This window comes from Mycobacterium lehmannii (assembly GCF_001499925.1).
Lineage (GTDB): Bacteria > Actinomycetota > Actinomycetes > Mycobacteriales > Mycobacteriaceae > Mycobacterium > Mycobacterium lehmannii.
Map to the genome: position 1 here is coordinate 498,163 of NZ_LQIR01000001.1, position 18,805 is coordinate 516,967.

The 18,805-nt window shown below is 67.8% G+C and carries 19 protein-coding genes and 1 tRNA gene; 10 read left to right on the plus strand and 10 right to left on the minus strand.

Annotated features, from left to right (window positions below):
* Nucleotides 1-16 precede the first annotated feature (16 nt).
* The gene (locus AU192_RS02410; RefSeq protein ID WP_064394076.1) at nucleotides 17-589 is read left to right on the plus strand and encodes a helix-turn-helix domain-containing protein; all 573 of its coding nucleotides are present in this window, start codon (nucleotides 17-19) and stop codon (nucleotides 587-589) included.
* On the opposite strand, the gene AU192_RS02415 is transcribed toward AU192_RS02410, so the two are convergent.
* The 4 genes from AU192_RS02415 to cobC are packed head-to-tail and all read right to left on the minus strand — an operon-like array spanning nucleotide 586 to nucleotide 4,548.
* Nucleotides 586-1,674: a bifunctional RNase H/acid phosphatase gene (locus AU192_RS02415; RefSeq protein ID WP_064394077.1), complete on the minus strand. Its 1,089-nt coding sequence runs from the start codon at nucleotides 1,672-1,674 to the stop codon at nucleotides 586-588. The two genes, AU192_RS02410 and AU192_RS02415, sit on opposite strands and share 4 nt — an antisense overlap.
* Entirely contained in the window at nucleotides 1,671-2,408 is a 738-nt protein-coding gene (locus tag AU192_RS02420; RefSeq protein ID WP_064394078.1) for a zinc ribbon domain-containing protein, read from the minus strand. The genes AU192_RS02415 and AU192_RS02420 overlap by 4 nt, the downstream gene beginning before the upstream one ends.
* Before the next feature lie 2 nt (nucleotides 2,409-2,410).
* Nucleotides 2,411-3,529, minus strand: coding sequence for a Nif3-like dinuclear metal center hexameric protein (locus AU192_RS02425; RefSeq protein ID WP_064394079.1), 1,119 nt, complete (start codon nucleotides 3,527-3,529; stop codon nucleotides 2,411-2,413).
* Entirely contained in the window at nucleotides 3,526-4,548 is a 1,023-nt protein-coding gene (gene cobC, locus AU192_RS02430) for an Rv2231c family histidinol phosphate aminotransferase CobC (RefSeq protein ID WP_064394080.1), read from the minus strand. Before cobC ends, AU192_RS02425 begins: the two co-directional genes overlap by 4 nt.
* A 64-nt stretch (nucleotides 4,549-4,612) precedes the next feature.
* Here cobC and AU192_RS02435 point away from each other — a divergent pair, with 64 nt between their 5' ends.
* The 3 genes from AU192_RS02435 to AU192_RS02445 are packed head-to-tail and all read left to right on the plus strand — an operon-like array spanning nucleotide 4,613 to nucleotide 6,598.
* Complete coding sequence (locus AU192_RS02435; RefSeq protein ID WP_064394202.1) at nucleotides 4,613-5,284, plus strand: HAD-IA family hydrolase; 672 nt, start codon at nucleotides 4,613-4,615, stop codon at nucleotides 5,282-5,284.
* Nucleotides 5,277-5,771, plus strand: coding sequence for a low molecular weight protein-tyrosine-phosphatase (locus tag AU192_RS02440; RefSeq protein ID WP_064394081.1), 495 nt, complete (start codon nucleotides 5,277-5,279; stop codon nucleotides 5,769-5,771). The genes AU192_RS02435 and AU192_RS02440 overlap by 8 nt, the downstream gene beginning before the upstream one ends.
* Nucleotides 5,771-6,598, plus strand: coding sequence for an SURF1 family cytochrome oxidase biogenesis protein (locus tag AU192_RS02445; protein ID WP_064394082.1), 828 nt, complete (start codon nucleotides 5,771-5,773; stop codon nucleotides 6,596-6,598). Before AU192_RS02440 ends, AU192_RS02445 begins: the two co-directional genes overlap by 1 nt.
* Here the strand turns inward: AU192_RS02445 and AU192_RS02450 are convergent.
* On the minus strand, nucleotides 6,552-7,526 hold the full coding sequence (locus AU192_RS02450) for a cobalamin biosynthesis protein (RefSeq protein WP_064394083.1): 975 nt from the start codon (nucleotides 7,524-7,526) through the stop codon (nucleotides 6,552-6,554). The genes AU192_RS02445 and AU192_RS02450 overlap by 47 nt on opposite strands.
* 36 nt (nucleotides 7,527-7,562) lie before the next feature.
* Here AU192_RS02450 and AU192_RS02455 point away from each other — a divergent pair, with 36 nt between their 5' ends.
* Nucleotides 7,563-8,390, plus strand: coding sequence for an oxygenase MpaB family protein (locus tag AU192_RS02455; RefSeq protein WP_064394084.1), 828 nt, complete (start codon nucleotides 7,563-7,565; stop codon nucleotides 8,388-8,390).
* Between the two features lie 31 nt (nucleotides 8,391-8,421).
* Here AU192_RS02455 and putP read toward each other — a convergent pair whose 3' ends face one another.
* The 5 genes from putP to AU192_RS02480 all read right to left on the minus strand — a co-directional run bounded on the left by putP (nucleotide 8,422) and on the right by AU192_RS02480 (nucleotide 11,643).
* Nucleotides 8,422-9,942 (minus strand): sodium/proline symporter PutP, encoded by a 1,521-nt coding sequence (gene putP, locus AU192_RS02460; RefSeq protein WP_064394203.1) that lies wholly within the window; start codon nucleotides 9,940-9,942, stop codon nucleotides 8,422-8,424.
* 54 nt (nucleotides 9,943-9,996) lie between these two features.
* Nucleotides 9,997-10,071 (minus strand) — tRNA-Val (locus tag AU192_RS02465).
* 45 nt (nucleotides 10,072-10,116) lie between these two features.
* Nucleotides 10,117-10,581, minus strand: a complete 465-nt coding sequence (locus AU192_RS02470) for a peroxiredoxin (protein ID WP_064394085.1) — start codon at nucleotides 10,579-10,581, stop codon at nucleotides 10,117-10,119.
* Nucleotides 10,578-11,006, minus strand: a complete 429-nt coding sequence (locus tag AU192_RS02475; protein ID WP_064347257.1) for a DUF3052 domain-containing protein — start codon at nucleotides 11,004-11,006, stop codon at nucleotides 10,578-10,580. The genes AU192_RS02470 and AU192_RS02475 overlap by 4 nt, the downstream gene beginning before the upstream one ends.
* 136 nt (nucleotides 11,007-11,142) lie before the next feature.
* Nucleotides 11,143-11,643, minus strand: a complete 501-nt coding sequence (locus AU192_RS02480) for a hypothetical protein (RefSeq protein ID WP_064394204.1) — start codon at nucleotides 11,641-11,643, stop codon at nucleotides 11,143-11,145.
* A 251-nt stretch (nucleotides 11,644-11,894) separates the two neighbouring features.
* Here AU192_RS02480 and aceE point away from each other — a divergent pair, with 251 nt between their 5' ends.
* The 5 genes from aceE (at nucleotide 11,895) to kasA (ending at nucleotide 18,791) form a co-directional block, all read left to right on the plus strand.
* Nucleotides 11,895-14,684: a pyruvate dehydrogenase (acetyl-transferring), homodimeric type gene (gene aceE / locus AU192_RS02485; RefSeq protein ID WP_064394086.1), complete on the plus strand. Its 2,790-nt coding sequence runs from the start codon at nucleotides 11,895-11,897 to the stop codon at nucleotides 14,682-14,684.
* Between the two features lie 139 nt (nucleotides 14,685-14,823).
* The gene (locus AU192_RS02490; protein WP_064394087.1) at nucleotides 14,824-16,113 is read left to right on the plus strand and encodes a PucR family transcriptional regulator; all 1,290 of its coding nucleotides are present in this window, start codon (nucleotides 14,824-14,826) and stop codon (nucleotides 16,111-16,113) included.
* 139 nt (nucleotides 16,114-16,252) lie between these two features.
* Nucleotides 16,253-17,164 carry an ACP S-malonyltransferase gene (locus AU192_RS02495; RefSeq protein ID WP_094288399.1) on the plus strand — a complete coding sequence of 304 codons (912 nt, stop codon included), beginning with the start codon at nucleotides 16,253-16,255 and terminating at the stop codon, nucleotides 17,162-17,164.
* A gap of 77 nt (nucleotides 17,165-17,241) precedes the next feature.
* Nucleotides 17,242-17,544, plus strand: coding sequence for a meromycolate extension acyl carrier protein AcpM (acpM, locus tag AU192_RS02500; protein WP_064394089.1), 303 nt, complete (start codon nucleotides 17,242-17,244; stop codon nucleotides 17,542-17,544).
* A complete protein-coding gene (kasA, locus tag AU192_RS02505) occupies nucleotides 17,541-18,791 on the plus strand; it encodes a 3-oxoacyl-ACP synthase KasA (RefSeq protein ID WP_064394090.1) in 1,251 nt (416 codons plus the stop codon). The genes acpM and kasA overlap by 4 nt, the downstream gene beginning before the upstream one ends.
* Nucleotides 18,792-18,805: the final 14 nt, after the last annotated feature.

An 18,805-nucleotide genomic window follows, 5' to 3' on the forward strand; every position in this document is an offset into this window, starting at 1 on the left:
GCCAAGCTTTCTTGCCATGCAGGCAAAAGATGAAGACGGCGTCGACGCGCGGGTGCGACGCAGGCTGCGCGATTTGCGCACCCAGCACGGCCTGACGCTGGAGGAGGTGGCTCGGCGGTCGAACATCGACGTGTCCACGTTGAGCCGGCTGGAGTCCGGCAAGCGTCGCCTCGCCCTCGACCACCTGCCCAGGCTGGCGGCCGCGTTGTCGGTGAGCACCGACGAACTGCTGCGCGCGCCGGAGGCCGAGGACCCACGCGTGCGCAGCGGATCCCATACTGCACACGGCATCACGTATTGGCCGTTGACCCGCCAGGCCGGCGGCGGTCTGCACGCCTTCAAGATCCGGATCAGCGCCCGGCGGCGCAATCCGCCCGCTGAACTTCCGGTGCACGAAGGCCAGGACTGGATGTACGTCCTGTCCGGCCGGCTGCGCCTGATCCTCGGTGAGCGCGACTTTACCGTGAAACCCGGTGAAGCGGTGGAGTTCTCGACGTGGACGCCGCACTGGTTCGGCGCGGTGGACGGGCCGGTCGAGGCGATCACGATCTTCGGGCCGCACGGCGAGCGACTGCACCTACACGACTAATCCAGGTAGGCCGTCTGATTGACCAACCGCACCGATGCCGCGCCGTCGGGATAGAACTCGGCGATCGACAGCGACGCGAGATCGAGGTGCAGCCGGTACAAGATGTTCGGGCCACCGTCGAGCGCCACCCGCAGCAACGTCTTGATCGGCGTCACGTGCGAGACCACCAGCACCGTCTCCCCCGCACGCTCTGCCAGGATCCGTGCCCGCGCCCTGCCGACGCGCTCGGCAGCGGAGTCGAAGCTCTCGCCGTCCGGAGGCGCAAGCGAGGTGTCGCGCAGCCAACGCCGATGCAGGTCTGGGTCGCGTTCGGCCGCTTCGGCGAAGGTCAGGCCCTCCCAGGCCCCGAAGTCGGTCTCGATCAGGTCGTCGTCGACGGTCACATCCAGGCCGAGCACCTTGGCCGCCGCCGCCGCGGTGTCGTACGCCCGCTGCAGCGGTGACGTGACGACCGCCGCGACACCCCCGCGCTGTCCGAGATAGTGCGCGGCGGCTTCGGCCTGACGACGGCCGAGATCCGTCAGCGCGGGGTTACCGCGCCCGGAGTATCGACGGTCGACCGACAACTCGGTCTGGCCGTGGCGCAGCAGCAGGAACCGCGTCGGCGCCCCACGCGCACCGCTCCACGCGGTGGGGGTCGACGCCTGATGCGGTTTGGTTTCCGCCACGCCGGAAGGAATTTCGGCCGCGGCGTCCATCGCCTCGTTCGCCAGCCGGTCGGCGTGGCTGTTCTCCGCACGCGGAATCCACTTGTAGGTGACCCGGTCGAAACGGGTGGCCAGCGCTGTGGCCTGCTGATGCAGGGCCGCGATGTCCGGGTGCTTGACCTTCCACCGGCCCGACATCTGCTCCACCACGAGCTTGGAGTCCATTCGCACGTCGACCTCGGTGGCGCCCAGGCTCGCCGCTTCGCTCAGGCCGGCGATCAACCCGCGGTACTCGGCGACATTGTTCGTCGCGTGACCGATCGCCTCCTTGCGCTCGGCGAACACCGTGGCGTGATCCGCCGACCACACCACCGCCCCGTAGCCCGCCGGACCCGGGTTGCCGCGCGAGCCACCGTCGGCCTCGACGATGACCTTCACGCGCCGGATCCTTTGAGACGCAACAGAATCGCGCCGCACTCAGGGCAGCGGAGCACCTCGTCGTCGGCCGCCGCGGAGATGCGCGCAAGCTCCCCCTTGTCGATCTCGAGGCGACACGCTCCGCATCGGCGCCCTTGCAGTTGGCCGGCCCCCGCACCGCCGCGGGCGCGCTGCTGTTCGTAGAGCCTGACCAAATCGGCGTCGAGCGCCGCGACGAGTTCGTCGCGGCGCGACAGGCTCTGGTGGCGCTGCTGATCCAGTTCGGTACGGACGTCGTCGCATGCGGTCTGCGCGGAGCCCAGCTCGTTCTGCAGCTCGTCCATCCTCGCGAGCGCGGCTTGCTGGTCGCGCTGCAGTTCTTCGCGGCGCTCCATCACCTCGAGTTGCGAATCCTCCAGTGCGGCTTGCCTGCGCTCCAGGGTGTCGAGTTCGTGCTGCAACTCGGTGAGCTGTTTGGCGTCCACCGAGCCGCCCGAGAGCAGCTTGCGGTCACGGTCTTCACGCTGGCGGACCGAGTCGATCTCGGATTCGAACTTGGCGATCTGGGCGTCGAGATCCTCGATGGCGATCTGCAGTGCCGCGAGTCGGTCGTTGGCCTCCCGATGCGCAGCCTGTACCTCCTCGAGCCGCTGCTGTTCGGCGAGGTTCTTCACCCGATGCTCCAGCCGGGCAAGGGAAGCATCGAGCTCGGCCAACTCGGATAGCGTCTGTTGTTGAGCTACTTCGGCTTTCATGCTCATCTCTCGACATTCCACGGATCGGTGCGCACGTCGGACACCCGCACGGCCAGCGCGTCACCGAAATGGGCTTGCAGCAGGTCTGCGGCTTGGCGGCACCACGGATATTCGCTGGCCCAGTGCGCGACGTCCACGAGCGCGACCTGCGAAGCGCGTCGGTGTTCGTCGGCGGGGTGGTGCCGCAGGTCCGACGTCACGTACGCGTCGACACCCATGCGTGCGACGAGGCCGAGCAGCGAGTCACCCGCACCGCCGCACACCGCGACCCGCAAGACCTCGACGTCCGGATCACCGGATCCGCGCACGCCCCACGACGTGGCGGGCAGCGCTTCGTGCACGCGAGACACGAACGCCGACAACGGTTCAGGACGATCCAGCACGCCGATACGTCCCAACCCGGCATTACCGGGAATCGGCGCCAGCGCGAAGACGTCGAACGCGGGTTCCTCGTAGGGATGCGCGGCCCGCAGCGCGGCCAGCACGTGCCCGCGCAACCGCGCGGGGGCGATGACTTCCACCCGGTCCTCCGGGACGCGTTCGACGGATCCGACGCTGCCGATCGCCGGTGACGCGCCGTCGTGCGGCAGAAACTGCCCGGTGCCTGTCGTGGTCCAGCAACAGTGCGAATAGTCACCGATACGCCCTGCCCCGGCCGCAAACATGCCCTCGCGCAGCGCCTCCGAGTTCTCCGCAGGCACGAAGACGACCCACTTGTCCAGGTCGGATTCCGTACTCGCCGGGGCGAGCACCTCCTCGACGGTGAGCCCGAGCGCTTCGGCCAGCGCGTCGGAGACGCCGGGCGAAGCCGAGTCCGCGTTGGTGTGCGCGGTGAACAGCGCCCGGCCGCTGCGGATCAGGCGATGGATCAGGGCGCCCTTGGCGGTGCTGGCGGCCACGGTGTCCACGCCGCGCAGCAGCAGCGGATGGTGAGCCAGCAGCAGTCCGCGCTCGGGCACCTCGGCGACGACGTCGGCGGTCGCGTCGACGGCCACCGTGACCGTATCGACGGTCTCCGACGGGTCCCCGCAGACCAGGCCGACCGAATCCCAGTCCTGCGCCAGCTCCGGCGGATATGCCGCCTCCAACACGTCGATGATGTCGGCCAGCCGGGCGCTCATCGCAGCACCTCGGCCATCGCCTCGACCAGCACGGGCCACTCCGGACGTACCGCCGCGCGCAGGAACTGACCGTCGAGCCCGACGAACGTGTCGCAGCGACGCACAGCAATGCCACTGCGATCCAGGTGTTTTCGCATCAGCTCGGCATCCGGAACAGAAAACAGGACGAAGGGGGCCGAACCGGTGACGACATGCACGCCGATGCTAGTCAAGCCGGCCACCATCTCCGCGCGCACCTCCGTCAGCCGCCGGGCGGCACCGTCGGCCTCGGCCACCGCATCGGGTGTGCTGCACGCCGCGATGGCCTCGAGTTGCAGCGTGCCGAGGGGCCAGTGCGGACGCCGTGCGGTCAACCGTGCCAGCACGTCCGGCGCGCCCAGCGCGTAGCCGACGCGCAACCCGGCCAGCGCCCACGTCTTGGTCAGGCTGCGCAGGACGACGACGTCGGGCAGGGCGTCGGCGGCCAGCGATCCGGGCTCGCCGGGAACAGCGTCGGCGAACGCCTCGTCCACCACCACGATGCGCCCGGGCCTGCGCAGGGCGAGCACCTGCTCGCGGGTGTGCAGTACGCCGGTCGGATTGGTCGGATTGCCGACGACGACGAGGTCGGCGTCGCCGGGCACCGCGTCCGGGGTCAGGGTGTACGGCGCTTCCAGCACCACGTGCACGAAGGGCACCCCGGCCGCGGCCAGCGCCGCCTCCGGTTCGGTGAACGACGGCGCGATCAGGGCGGCGCGTTGCGGCTGCAGGTCCGGCAACCGCGCGAACGCCTCGGCCGCCCCCGCCAGCAGCACGACCTCGTCGGCGGTGCGGTCGTGCCTGCGGGCGACCGCGTCGAGCGCCCGCTGAGAATCGGTCGCGCTCGGATACCGGGCCAGATCGGCCAACCGGGCCGAGAGGCGGTCGACCAGCCAGGACGGGGGCTCATCAGCGCGGACGTTGACGGCAAAGTCCAACATCCCGGGGACCACGGCCTGATCGCCGTGGTACCGCGCGGCAGCACGCGACGGACTCACCACATCACGACCCTAGTGCGCTGGCCGCGGTGGTTCTGCGATCGGGGAGAATGGACCCGTGACCGAGATGCTGGCCTCCACGACTACGGCGACCCGCCCCCAACTGGTGATCTTCGACCTCGACGGCACCCTGACCGATTCGGCGCAGGGCATCGTCTCGAGTTTTCGCCATGCCCTGGGGTCGGTCGGCGCCGTGGTGCCCGACGGAGACCTGGCCAGCATGATCATCGGCCCGCCGATGCACCACACGCTGCGGGGCCTCGGGCTCGGCGACCGCACCGACGACGCCATCGAGGCATACCGCACCGATTACCGGACCCGAGGGTGGGCGATGAACTGTGTCTTCGACGGCATCCCCGCGCTGCTGGCCGATCTGCGCGCGGCCGGCGTGCGCCTGGCGGTGGCCACCTCGAAGGCCGAGCCGACCGCGCAGCGGATCCTCGCCCACTTCGGCCTGGCCGACTGCTTCGAGGTCATCGCGGGCGCAAGCGTTGACGGTTCGCGCGCACACAAGGTCGACGTCGTCGCCCACGCATTGGCCCAGCTGGGTGAGATACCCGAGCGCACACTGATGGTCGGCGACCGGTCGCATGACGTCGAAGGCGCCGCCGCGCACGGTATCGAGACCGTGGTCGTCGGATGGGGCTACGGCAAGGGCGATTTCGACGGACCCGCCGCCGTTGCCGCCGCCGCGCACGTCGCCTCGGTCGCAGACCTGCGTGAGGTGCTTGGTGTCTGAACCCCTGCACGTGACGTTCATCTGCTCGGGCAACATCTGCCGATCGCCGATGGCGGAGAAGATGTTCGCCCATCAGATCGACGAGCGCGGCCTGGGTGACGCGGTCCGCGTGACCAGCGCCGGCACCGGCGGTTGGCACGCCGGCGAGCCCGCGGACCGCCGGGCCAGCCACGTCCTGCGCGAGCACGGCTATCCGACCGCCCACCGGGCCGCCCAGGTCAACGAGGACCACATGTCCGCCGACCTGGTGATCGCACTCGGCCGCAACCACGTTCGGATGCTCAAGGATCTCGGTGTGCCCGCCGAACGGATCCGGATGCTGCGCTCGTTCGACCCGCGTTCGGGTGCTCACGCACTGGACGTCGAGGACCCCTACTACGGCGATCACTCCGACTTCGAGGATGTGTACACGGTCATCGAAGCGTCGCTGCCGGGTCTGCACGAGTGGGTCGACGACCAGCTTGCCGACCGGGGAATTGCCAGCTGATGCGCCGGTGGTCCTTCCTGCTGCGGCCGTCATGGCTGGCGCTGTTTGTCGTCGTGGCCGCGTTCGCGTACCTGTGTTTCACCGTGCTGGCGCCTTGGCAGCTGGGCAAGAACACCAAGACCTCGCGGGAGAACGCGCAGATCGCGAACTCCTTGACCGCCGAGCCGGTCCCCGTGACCTCGCTTCTGCCGAACCAGGAGTCGGCAGCCCCGGACGACCAGTGGCGGCGGGTCACCGCGACCGGACGCTATCTACCCGAGGCTCAGGTGCTCGCGCGGCTGCGGATCGTCGAGGGCGAACCCGCGTTCGAGGTGCTGGTTCCGTTCGCCGTGGACGGCGGGCCGACGGTGCTCGTCAACCGTGGATACGTGCGGCCGGTACAGGCTTCGGGGGTGCCGGAGATCGAACCGGTGCCGGACGGCGCGGTGACGATCACCGCGCGGTTGCGCGACTCCGAGGGGCTGGTGCAAGGCAAGGAGCCGTTCCGACAGGACGGCATCCAGCAGGTGTACTCGATCAACACCGGGCAGATCTCGGCGCTCACGGGTGTCCCGCTGGCCGGTTCCTATCTGCAGCTGGAGGCCGATCAGCCGGGCGGACTGGGCGCGATCCCGCTGCCGCATCTCGACGCCGGACCGTTCCTGTCCTACGGCATTCAGTGGATCGCGTTCGGCATCATCGCGCCGATCGGGCTGGGCTACTTCATCTATGCCGAACTGCGCGAGCGCAGACGGGAGAAGGCCGCTCGGGAGGCCGCGCAGGCGAGGCCCGAGGCTCCGTTCACGACCGAGGAGAAGCTCGCCGACCGGTACGGCCGACGGCGCTGAGCACGATCGCCACCCCGGCGGCGGCCAGTTGGACCGTCCGCGACAGCCGCACAGCCCTGCGCAGGTCGGCCACCTGTGGCGGCGGGCCGTCGCCGAGCGTCGGCCGGATCTCCAGTTCGTGCCCGTACTGAGTGGGGCCGCCGAGCCGCACCCCCAACGCGCCCGCGAATGCGGCCTCCACCACGCCTGCGTTCGGACTGGGATGGCGGCCGGCGTCACGCTTCCACGCGCGCAGCGCCGCGACGGGAGAGCCGCCGACCACGGGGGCACATGCGGCAACCAGCACCGCGGTCGCGCGGGCGGCGAGATGATTCAGCAGATCGTCGAAACGCGCTGCCGCCCAACCGAAGCGCAAATAGCGCGGCGAGCGGTGACCGATCATCGCGTCCAACGTGTTCGCACCGCGGTACACCAGCACCGCGGGCACGCCCCCGAGGGCGGTCCACAGCAGCGGCGCCACGTGGGCGTCGGAGGTGTTCTCCGCCACCGACTCCAGCGCCGCGCGGATGAGGCCGGCCTCGTCGAGCACCGAGGGGTCGCGCCCGCACAACGACGGCAGTAGTCGGCGGGCGCTGTCGGTGTCACCGCGGTCCAGGTGTCGAGCCATCTGGTCTCCGGCGCGGGCCAGCGACGTTCCACCCAGCGCGACGAACACCGTCGCGGCCGTGGTGACCGTGCCCGCTGCGGCACCTCGGTGCAGCGCTGTTCTGTGCGCCGCGGTCCCGAGCAGTGCCAGCGCGCCGAGCAGGGTGGCCGTGTGCACGACGCCCGCCGCGCGGGTGTCGGCGTAACTGCGACCCTCCAACGCGGCTGCCGCGCTGCCGAACAGCGCCACGGGATGTCCGCGCCGAGGGTCGGCGAACAACGAATCCGCGACACAACCGGCTGCGATCCCCACCACACGCGGGCCTGAGGTCGGCGCAAACACTTCGCGAGCGTCTCACAAGGTGATCTACTCGGATGCATGAGGTTCGGGCCCCCGCGTCGGCCGAGACGCGTCGTCGACTTGCTCAATCCGGCTGCAGCGCTGGCGCCGGCGGCCAACGTGATCATGCAGCTGGCCTCGCCCGCCGTCGGTTACGGCGTGCTGGAGAGCCCGGTCGACAGCGGCAACGTCTACAAGCACCCGTTCAAACGCGCGCGCACGACCGGGACCTACCTCGCGGTGGCGACTATGGGCACCGAGAGCGACCGCCGGTTGATCCGCGAAGAGGTCGACCGCGTGCACGCGATGGTGCGGTCCACCCCGTCAAGCCCGGTGTCGTACAAGGCGTTTGACCCCCGGCTGCAGCTATGGGTGGCCGCCTGCCTGTATCGCTACTACATCGACCAGCACGAGTTCCTGTACGGACCGCTCGACGACGAGGCGGCCGACGCGATCTATCTCGACGCCAGAAAACTCGGCACCACGCTGCAGGTCCGCGAGGACATGTGGCCGCCGGATCGCGCCGCGTTCGACGAGTACTGGAAGCGCTCACTGGACGAACTGCGCATCGACGAACCCGTGCGCGAACACTTGCACGGGGTGGCCGCGATGGCGTTCCTGCCCGCTCCGCTGCGGCTGCCCGCCGGCCGGTTCAACCTGTTCGCCACGACGGGGTTCCTGCCGCATGAGTTTCGTGAGCACATGCGGCTGCCGTGGTCGGGGCGCCAGCAGCGCCGGTTCGAGGCGCTGCTGACCGCGCTGCGTGTCGCCGACCGCATCATCCCGCGCGACGTGTGGATTCTCGGCTACCGGCTGTACCTATGGGATATGCGGGCCCGGGCACGTCGCGGCAGACGAGTCGTGTGAACAAAGCCGGCGGCACCATGCCCTATTCGCTTCAGGCTGGCGCCGCGGTCTCGTGCGCCTTCTCGGCCATCTCGGAGAATTCGGACTGAATCTCGTCGTCCTCGCGGGCCGTCATGAGCGATACGGCGACCGCGACGACAAGGCACGCGATGAAGCCGGGAACGATCTCGTACATCGCGCTCGACAGCGCCTCGGTCTGACCCCAGACGCCGACCACCACGGCACCGGCGATCATGCCGGCGATCGCCCCGGGCGAGGTGAGCCCGCGCCAGAACAGCGACAGGATGATCAGGGGACCGAACGCGGCGCCGAAACCTGCCCACGCGAATCCGACGAGGTCGAGGATCGTCCCATCGGGGTTGAGCGCCAACAGGACCGCCACCACCGCGACGGTCAACACCCCGAGCCGACCGTAGGTGACCAGCCTCGTCGGACTGGCCTCTTTGCCGAACGCCCGGTAGATGTCTTCGACCAGCGCCGACGAGCACACGATGAGCTGAGAGGAGATCGTCGACATGATGGCCGCCAGCACCGCGGCGAGGACGACACCGGCGACGAACGGGTGAAACATCTCCTGCGCAAGGCGCAAGAAGACGGTCTCGGGATTTTCCAGCGTCACGCCCTCACGGAAGAAGTACGCCAGGCCGACGAAGCCGGTGGTGATCGCCCCCGCGGACGTGAGAATCATCCAGCTGATGCCGATACGACGACCGGCCTTCGCATCGGCCGACGAGCGCATCGCCATGAACCGGACGATGATGTGGGGTTGCCCGAAGTAACCGAGTCCCCAGGCCGCCGCCGACACGATGGCGAGGAAACTTCCGCCGAAGAACAGTGACGTGCGGTGGATTTCGTCACCGGGATTATCGGCGTTGTGGACGGCGTCGGCGGCGCGTACCAGATCGACCACCTCGCCGGGCCCGCCGGTGGCAAGTATTGCGGCTACGGGGATTGTGACGAGCGCCGCGAGCATCAGCAGCCCCTGCGCGACGTCAGTGAGCGAGGCACCCAGGAAGCCGCCTAATAGCGTGTAGCACAGGGTGACTCCGGCGACCAGCAGCATGCCCGTCAGATACGACGAGCCGAACGACGACTCGAAGAACACGCCGCCCGCGACCATGCCGGACGACACGTAGAACGTGAAGAAGACCAGGATGATCGTGCCTGCCGAGATCCGCAGGACATGCGACTTGTCACGCAGCCGGTTCTCGAAGAAGCTCGGCACTGTGATCGAGTTGTTGGCGATCTCGGTGTACGCCCGGAGCCGCGGGGCGACGAACTTCCAATTGAGCCAGGCGCCGATCACCAGCCCGATAACAATCCACGACTCGAGCAGGCCGGAGGCGTAGATCGCGCCGGGCACGCCCAGGAGCAGCCATCCGGACATGTCAGAGGCGCCGGCCGACAGCGCCGCGACGGTCGGAGTGAGCCTGCGCCCGCCGAGCATGTAGTCGTCGAGGTCGCTGGTTCGGCGAAATGCGTAGAACCCGATCGCGAGCATCACGGCGAAGTACAGGCCGATCGCCACCATCTGAAACGCGGTGTCAGATATGGATCTCTCGTTCCGCCGAAGGAACCTGCTGGTGATCCGATGGTATTTCAAACGTGGTGGGCGCGGACGGTATCGAACCGCCGACCGCTGGTGTGTAAAACCAGAGCTCTACCACTGAGCTACGCGCCCCTGCAGGGCAAGCTACACGGCCATGACCTGCGACGAGAAATCACCTCAACCGGAGCGCAACGCCGCCAGCGCGTCGGTCCACAGCGCCTGATCGCGGGCCTCCCCCGGCTCCTTCATCTCGGCGAACCGGACGATCCCGCCGCGGTCGACGACGAACGTGCCGCGGTTGGCGATACCCGCGTCCTGGTTGAACACCCCGTAGGCCATCGCGACCTCTCCGTGGGGCCAGAAATCCGACAGCACGGGGAACGTGAAGCCGCTCTGGGCGGCCCAGATCTTGTGGGTCGGCGGCGGGCCCACCGAGATCGCCAACGTCGCGGTGTCGTCGTTCTCGTACTGGGGCAGCTTGTCCCGGATCTCGTCGAGCTCACCCTGGCAGATGCCCGTGAACGCCAGCGGAAAGAACACCAGCAGTACGTTCTTGGCACCCCGGAAATCGCTCAGCGTGACGGGCTGACCGTTCTGGTCCTTGAGCGTGAAATCGGGCGCCTCGGTGCCGACCTCGATCACCCTCTCCTCCCCGCTGCCTTCGACTTCGGCTGCACCAGCCGGGTGGCGATCCAGTCACCCAGGTTGGCTGACGACGTCTGCATCAGGCCGGCTGTGGGTGCCGACTCGGCGACCTCAGCCGGTTGGACGTGGCCGGGTTTGCCCGTCTTCGGGGTCACCACCCAGATGACGCCGTCGTCGGCCAACGGGGTGATGGCGTCCATCAGCGCATCCACGAGATCCCCGTCGTCGTCGCGCCACCAGAGCAGCACCACATCGATGACCTCGTCGGCATCCTCGTCGAGCAGCTCGCCGCCGCACGCTTCCTCGATGTCGGCTCGGATGTCGTCGTCGACGTCCTCGTCCCAGCCCAGTTCCTGTACAACCTGATCTTTTTGGATGCCCAGTCTGTGGGCGTAGTTCGGGGCGTCATCCGCCGCGACCACGGTCGGTCCTCCTTCAGCCGGCTCGGGCGCACGTTGCGCTCGGCATCTCTCGGGCGATTGTCCTGCGCCCTATCGTCGCACGAAGCACTGCACCCGCACGCGACTGGCAGCAAGGTTGGCCAAAATATCCGCCTGGTCAATACGCGGCGTCGCAGAGGTTGAGCGCGGTGGTCTTGGTGTCGTTGAGCGCGGTGATCGCGGCGTTGAACTCGTCGGGCCCGTAGTTGCCTGCGATCGCCGTGGCTACGTCCCTGGCGGCGCCCACCCAGCCGTTGAGCGCATCGGTGAGCTCAGGATCCAGCGGATCGGCGATGCTGCGCGCGACCATGTCGGCGCTGTGATTCAGGGCGTCGATCGCAGGCCCGGCCTTGGCCTGCACATCCCCCGCGCTCCGGTTGAACGCATCGACGTAGGCGTTGACCGCGGTGATCGCCTCGACGCTGGTCGAGCTCAGCGTCTCGCACGACGAGTGGATCGCCTCCTTGGTGATCGAGGCCTGACGTTCCGACTCCCTTGCGCTGGAACTGGCCGCCGACTCCGCGAGCGAGGCCGACACCGACGCCCGGTACACCGGGGCCTCGGCTGCGTCCACCCGTGCGGAGCCCTCGGTGACGCTGCTGCACCCGACGACGACCATGGCGGCCGCGGCCGAGATGCCGACCACGAGTGCGCCGATCCGCAGCGGTTTTTGCACCAGCGCACCGATCACCACGGCTGCAGACGTTACCGGGTCGCTCCGGCGACCGCCGGTTCATTGCAGTCGGCAACCCCCACCGGTGCGTGTGGGGCAGGATGGGAGAAGGATGGAACCCGTCGCTCACGGTTCGAGCGCAGAAAACATCTGCGCGAGGAGCGGGGGCACCCGAACCGCCTACCAAGGAGCGGAAGTTGACCACCGAGTTCGCGCGCCAGGACCTGGCCCAAAACTCCACCAACGCAGCCGAACACGACCGGGTCAGGGTGATCCGCGAAGGCGTCGCGTCGTACCTGCCCGACATCGATCCCGAAGAGACCGGCGAATGGCTGGAATCGTTTGACCAGCTGCTCGAACAGTCCGGCCCCGCGCGGGCACGCTACATGATGTTGCGTCTGCTCGAACGCGCCGGCGAACAGCGCGTGGCCATCCCGTCGCTGACGTCGACCGATTACGTCAACACCATCCCCACCGAGCTGGAGCCGTGGTTTCCCGGCGACGAGGACGTCGAACGCCGCTACCGCACCTGGATCCGGTGGAACGCCGCCATCATGGTGCACCGCGCACAACGGCCGGGAGTCGGTGTCGGAGGCCATATTTCGACCTACGCGTCGTCGGCCGCGCTCTACGAGGTCGGCTTCAACCACTTCTTCCGCGGCAAGCAGCATCCCGGGGGCGGAGACCACGTGTTCATCCAAGGTCACGCCTCACCGGGTATCTACGCGCGCGCGTACCTGGAAGGACGCCTGTCGGCAGACCAACTCGACGGCTTCCGCCAGGAGCACAGCCATCCCGGCGGCGGGCTGCCGTCGTACCCGCATCCGCGGCTGATGCCCGACTTCTGGGAGTTCCCGACGGTCTCCATGGGGCTGGGCCCGATGAACGCCATCTACCAGGCAAGGTTCAACCACTACCTGCACGACCGGGAGATCAGGGACACCTCCGATCAGCACGTGTGGGCGTTCCTCGGCGACGGGGAGATGGACGAACCCGAGAGCCGGGGCTTGGCGCACGTCGCCGCGCTGGAAGGGCTGGACAACCTCACCTTCGTGGTCAACTGCAACTTGCAGCGCCTCGACGGGCCGGTACGCGGAAACGGCAAGATCATTCAGGAGCTCGAGTCGTTCTTCCGCGGGGCCGGCTGGAACGTCATCAAGGTGGTGTGGGGCCGCGAATGGGATGCGCTGCTGCACGCCGACCGCGACGGCGCGCTGGTCAACCTGATGAACAGCACGCCCGACGGCGACTACCAGACCTACAAGGCCAACGACGGCGCCTACGTGCGCGACCACTTCTTCGGCCGCGACCCCCGCACCAAGGCGCTCGTCGAGAAGATGTCGGACTCCGAGATCTGGAACCTCAAGCGCGGCGGTCACGACTACCGCAAGGTCTACGCCGCCTACCGCGCCGCCATGGAGCACAAAGGCCAGCCGACGGTCATCTTGGCCAAGACCATCAAGGGTTACTCGTTGGGCGCGCACTTCCAGGGCCGCAACGCCACTCATCAGATGAAAAAGCTTGCGCTCGAAGACCTCAAGTACTTCCGCGATGCCCAGCGCATCCCGATCAGCGACGAGCAACTCGAGGAGAACCCGTACCTTCCGCCGTACTACCACCCCGGTCCGGAAGCACCCGAGATCCGCTACATGCTCGACCGCAGGCGCGCGCTCGGCGGGTTCTTGCCCGAGCGTCGCACCAAGACCAAGTCGCTGACGCTGCCAGGCCGGGACACCTACAAGGCGCTCAAGAAGGGGTCCGGTAAGCAGGAGGTGGCCACGACGATGGCCACCGTCCGGACGTTCAAAGAACTGTTGCGCGACAAGGAGATCGGTTGGCGCATCGTGCCGATCATCCCCGACGAGGCCCGCACCTTCGGGATGGACTCGTGGTTCCCCAACCTCAAGATCTACAACCGCAACGGCCAGCTGTACACCTCGGTCGATGCCGAATTGATGTTGGCCTACAAGGAATCCGAGGTCGGCCAGATCCTGCACGAGGGCATCAACGAGGCCGGGTCCTCAGCCAGTTTCATCGCGGCAGGCACGTGCTACTCGACGCACAACGAGCCGATGATCCCGATCTACATCTTCTATTCGATGTTCGGATTCCAGCGCACCGGCGACAACCTGTGGGCGGCCGCCGACCAGATGACGCGCGGGTTCCTTCTCGGCGCCACGGCGGGGCGCACCACGCTGGTGGGTGAGGGCCTTCAGCACGCCGACGGGCATTCGCTGCTGCTGGCCGCGTCCAACCCCGCGGTCGTCGCCTACGATCCGGCGTTCGCCTACGAGATCGCCTACATCGTCGAGAGCGGCCTGAGCCGGATGTACGGCGAGGACCCCGAGAACGTCTACTTCTATATGACGATCTACAACGAGCCCTACGTCCAGCCGCCGGAACCGGAGGGCCTCAACGTCGAGGGCCTGCTGCGCGGCATCTACCGCTACCAGCCCGCACCCGAGAAGCGGTCCAATACGGCTCAGATCCTGGTGTCGGGTGTGGCCATGCCGTCGGCTCTCAAGGCCGCCGAGCTGCTCGCCGACGAATGGGATGTCGCCGCCGACGTGTGGTCGGTGACCAGCTGGGGCGAGCTCAACCGCGACGGCGTCGAGATCGAGAAACGACGGCTGCGCCATCCGGACCAGCCGGCCGGCACCCCGTACATCACCAAGGTGCTCGCCGACGCCGAAGGCCCGGTCATCGCGGTGTCGGACTGGATGCGCGGGGTTCCCGAGCAGATCCGGGCGTGGGTCCCCGGCACCTACATCACGCTGGGGACCGACGGGTTCGGCTTCTCCGACACCCGCCCTGCCGCGCGTCGGTACTACAACACCGACGGTGAGTCGATCGCGGTCGCCGTGCTCGAAGGGCTGGCCCGCGACGGCAATATCGACCAGTCCGTGGCGGTCGAGGCGGCGAAGAAGTACGAGATCGACGATGTGCTGGCCGCCCCAGAGCAGACCTCGGACCCCGGAGTCGCTTAGGCGACGACATGCGACAGGAAGTCGCTTAGGCGACGACATGCGACAGGAAGTCGCTTAGGCGACGACATGCGACAGGGAGTCGCTTGAGTGGCATGGCCGCTTGGAGGTTTCCTCCATAGCGGTGGCGTAGCCTTTAGAGGTGCCTGACAACCGGTTCGTGCCACCGAAGTCGACGGTCGAGGTCCTCGAGGCCGTTCCCGACTCGGTGCTGCGCCGGTTGCAGCAGTATTCGGGCCGACTGGCCACCGAAGCGGTGCGCGCGATGGAGGAACGCTTGCCGTTCTTCGCCGAACTCGAGGCCTCGCAGCGAGCCAGCGTCCAGCTGGTCGTGCAGACCGCGGTGGTCAACTTCGTCGAGTGGATGCGCGACCCGCAGAGCAACGTCAGCTACACGGCACAGGCCTTCGAGGTGGTGCCACAGGACCTGCGGCGGCGCATCGCGCTGCGGCAGTCGGTGGAGATGGTGCGCGTCACCATGGAGTTCTTCGAAGAAGTGGTGCCGTTGCTGGCCCGCTCCGAGGAGCAGCTGACCGCGCTGACCGCGGGCATCCTGCGTTACAGCCGCGACCTGGCGTTCGCCGCGGCCAGCGCCTACGCCGATCAGGCCGAGGCGCGCGGCGCATGGGACACCAGAATGGAGGCCAACGTCGTCGACGCGGTGGTACGCGGCGACGTCGGCCCCGAACTGCAATCCCAAGCGGCCACGCTGAACTGGGACGCCACCGCACCCGCCACCGTCATCGTCGGGCTGCCTCAGCCCGACCGCATCGATCTGGCCAGCGACGACGTCCACGACGTGGTGCGGCGCAACGGCCGCGCCGCGCTGTCAGACGTGCACGGCACATGGCTGGTCGCGATCGTGTCGGGTGCGATCTCCCCGACCGACAAGTTCCTGGCCGACATGATGACGGTGTTCGCCGAGGGTCCTGTCGTGGTCGGACCCACCGCCACCACACTGGCGAGCGCGCACCGCAGCGCGACCGAGGCGATCGCGGGCATGAACGCCGTCGCGGGCTGGTCGGGCGCGCCGCGGCCGGTCTCGGCGCGCGAACTGCTCCCGGAACGCGCACTGCTGGGCGATGTGTCGGCGATCGCGGCGTTGGAAACCGAGGTGATGAGGCCGCTGGCCGACGCGGGTCCGGCGTTGACGGAGACCCTCGATGCCTATCTCGACTCCGGTGGGGCCATCGAGGCCTGCGCACGCAAATTGTTCGTTCATCCAAATACCGTCCGGTACCGGCTGAGACGAATCGCCGACTTCACCGGGCGCGATCCCACGCTTCCGCGCGACGCCTACGTGCTGCGGGTGGCCATCACCGTCGGCCGATTGGGCCGTCAGCCATACCAGACGAGCACAGCAAACATGATCAACCCGGCGCGTTCAGCGCTGCGACCAGCACCGCTCAATCCTCAGCTGGACAGGGCGTAGATCGCGGTCGGATTTCGGTAGCGTCGCATCACAGGCGATTTTGTGGGGTCTCCACAAAAACATAAGACCAGGTTCATAATCTCTTACACCGCGCAAACCCGTCTTCACAGTGTTTTCTTAATTCGTGCCTCATAAATCTGTGCTTGCACTTCTCGCGCCCGGACAGGGCTCCCAGACACCCGGCATGCTCGCCGCATGGCTGGAGCTGCCCGGTACCGCCGAGCGGCTCGCCGGATGGTCCGAGATCAGCGGGCTGGACTTGGCCCGGTTGGGCACCACCGCCTCCGCAGAGGAGATCACCGACACCGCGGTGACCCAGCCGCTCGTCGTCGCGGCCACGCTGCTGGCCCATGAGGAACTGACCCGACGCGGTGCAATCGCCGACAAGAAGACCGTCGTGGCGGGCCATTCCGTCGGTGAGATCGCCGCCTACGCGATCGCCGGGGTCATTTCCGCCGACGACGCCGTCAAGCTGGCCGCCACCCGTGGTGCGGAGATGGCCAAGGCCTGCGCGGTCGAGCCCACGGGCATGGCCGCCGTCCTCGGCGGTGAGGAAGCCGACGTGCTGGCTCGGCTCGAAGCGCTCGACCTTGTTCCGGCCAACCGCAACGCGGCCGGACAGATCGTCGCTGCCGGTGCGATCGCCGCACTGGACAAGCTGGTCGAGGACCCGCCGGAGAAGGCGCGGGTGCGCAAGCTGGCGACCGCCGGTGCGTTCCACACCCACTACATGGCCTCGGCCCTCGACGGTTATGCCGCCGCGGCCGAAGGTGTAACGAGCGCCGAACCGAACACGACGCTACTGTCGAACGCGGATGGCCAGCCGGTGGATTCGGCTGCCGACGCCATGAGCAAGCTGGTGGCGCAGATGACGCGCCCGGTCCGTTGGGATCTGTGCACCGAGACGATGCGCCGGCTCGATGTGACCGCGATCGTCGAGTTCCCGCCGGCCGGGGCCCTCGCGGGTATCGCGAAAAGAGAACTTCGGGGGGTGCCGACGCACGCCGTCAAGTCCCCCGCTGACCTGGACGGGCTCGCCGCACTCTCATAGGCAGGCTCGCGCCAGACACAACCACATAACGATCGTCATTTCCCAACAAGTAACACCACCAAATAGAAGGAGCCACCGTGCCCGCCAGTCAGGACGAAATCATCACCGGTCTCGCCGAGATCATCGAAGAAGTCACCGGCATCGAGCCTTCCGAGGTCACCCCTGAGAAGAGCTTCGTCGACGACCTGGACATCGACTCCCTGTCGATGGTCGAGATCGCCGTGCAGACCGAGGACAAGTACGGCGTGAAGATCCCCGACGAGGACCTCGCCGGTCTTCGCACCGTCGGTGACGTCGTCACCTACATCCAGAAGCTCGAGGAAGAGAACCCCGAAGCGGCCGCGGCCATCCGCGCGCAGATCGAAGCCGATCGGGCATGAGTAGACCTTCCACTGCTAACGGCGGTTTCCCCAACGTGGTCGTGACGGCCGTCACGGCAACCACGTCGGTCGCGGCGGACATCGAGAGCACGTGGAAGGGGCTGCTGGCCGGAGAAAGCGGCATCCGCGTCCTCGAGGATGAGTTCGTCACCAAATGGGACCTGCCGGTCCGCATCGGTGGTCACCTCGTCGACGCGATCGACGACCACATGACGCGACTGGACATGCGACGGATGTCGTATGTCCAGCGCATGGCCAAGTTCCTGTCTGGCCAGCTCTGGGAGACCGCGGGTACACCCGAGGTCGATCCGGATCGCTTCACCGTGGTCGTCGGCACCGGCCTGGGTGGCGGCGAGAAGATCGTCGAAACCTACGACGCGATGAACGAGGGCGGCCCCCGCAAGGTGTCGCCGCTCGCGGTGCAGATGATCATGCCGAACGGTGCGGCCGCGGTGATCGGTCTGCAGCTGGGCGCGAGGGCCGGGGTCATCACCCCGGTCTCGGCCTGCTCATCGGGTTCGGAGGCCATCGCCCACGGCTGGCGTCAGATCGTCATGGGTGACGCCGACATCGCCGTCGTCGGCGGCGTCGAGGGCGGAATCGAAGCGCTGCCGATCGCGGCGTTCTCGATGATGCGCGCGATGTCGACCAACAACGAGGATCCCGAGGGCGCCTCGCGGCCGTTCGACAAGAACCGCGACGGGTTCGTCTTCGGCGAGGCCGGTGCGCTCATGGTCATCGAGACCGAGGAGCACGCCAAGGCTCGTGGCGCCAAGCCGCTGGCCCGCCTGATGGGTGCGGGCATCACGTCCGATGCCTTCCACATGGTGGCGCCCGCGTCCGACGGTCTTCGCGCCGGTCAGGCGATGAAGCGTGCAATGGAGACCGCGGGCCTGGATCCCAAGGACATCCACCACGTCAACGCCCACGCCACGGCCACGTCGATCGGTGACGTCGCCGAGGCCAACGCGATCCGGTCGGCCGGGGTGGAGCACGCCGCGGTCTACGCCCCGAAGTCGGCGCTCGGACACTCCATCGGAGCGGTCGGCGCGCTGGAGTCGGCTCTGACCGTACTCTCGCTGCGTGACGGCGTCATCCCGCCGACACTGAACTACGAGACGCCCGATCCTGAGATCGATCTCGATGTGGTTGCAGGCGAGCCTCGTTATGGCGACTACCAGTACGCCATCAACAACTCGTTCGGCTTCGGCGGACACAATGTCGCCCTGGCCTTCGGACGCTACTGAGCGGAAGGAACTCC

Excerpts from the sequence above, each read along its gene's own strand:
- AU192_RS02410 (WP_064394076.1), top strand. The coding sequence starts at position 17 with ATGCAGGCAAAAGATGAAGACGGCGTCGACGCGCGGGTGCGACGCAGG.
- AU192_RS02420 (WP_064394078.1), bottom strand. The coding sequence starts at position 2,408 with ATGAAAGCCGAAGTAGCTCAACAACAGACGCTATCCGAGTTGGCCGAG.
- AU192_RS02425 (WP_064394079.1), bottom strand. The coding sequence starts at position 3,529 with ATGAGCGCCCGGCTGGCCGACATCATCGACGTGTTGGAGGCGGCATAT.
- AU192_RS02435 (WP_064394202.1), top strand. The coding sequence starts at position 4,613 with ATGCTGGCCTCCACGACTACGGCGACCCGCCCCCAACTGGTGATCTTC.
- AU192_RS02445 (WP_064394082.1), top strand. The coding sequence starts at position 5,771 with ATGCGCCGGTGGTCCTTCCTGCTGCGGCCGTCATGGCTGGCGCTGTTT.
- AU192_RS02455 (WP_064394084.1), top strand. The coding sequence starts at position 7,563 with ATGAGGTTCGGGCCCCCGCGTCGGCCGAGACGCGTCGTCGACTTGCTC.
- AU192_RS02480 (WP_064394204.1), bottom strand. The coding sequence starts at position 11,643 with ATGGTCGTCGTCGGGTGCAGCAGCGTCACCGAGGGCTCCGCACGGGTG.
- kasA (WP_064394090.1), top strand. The coding sequence starts at position 17,541 with ATGAGTAGACCTTCCACTGCTAACGGCGGTTTCCCCAACGTGGTCGTG.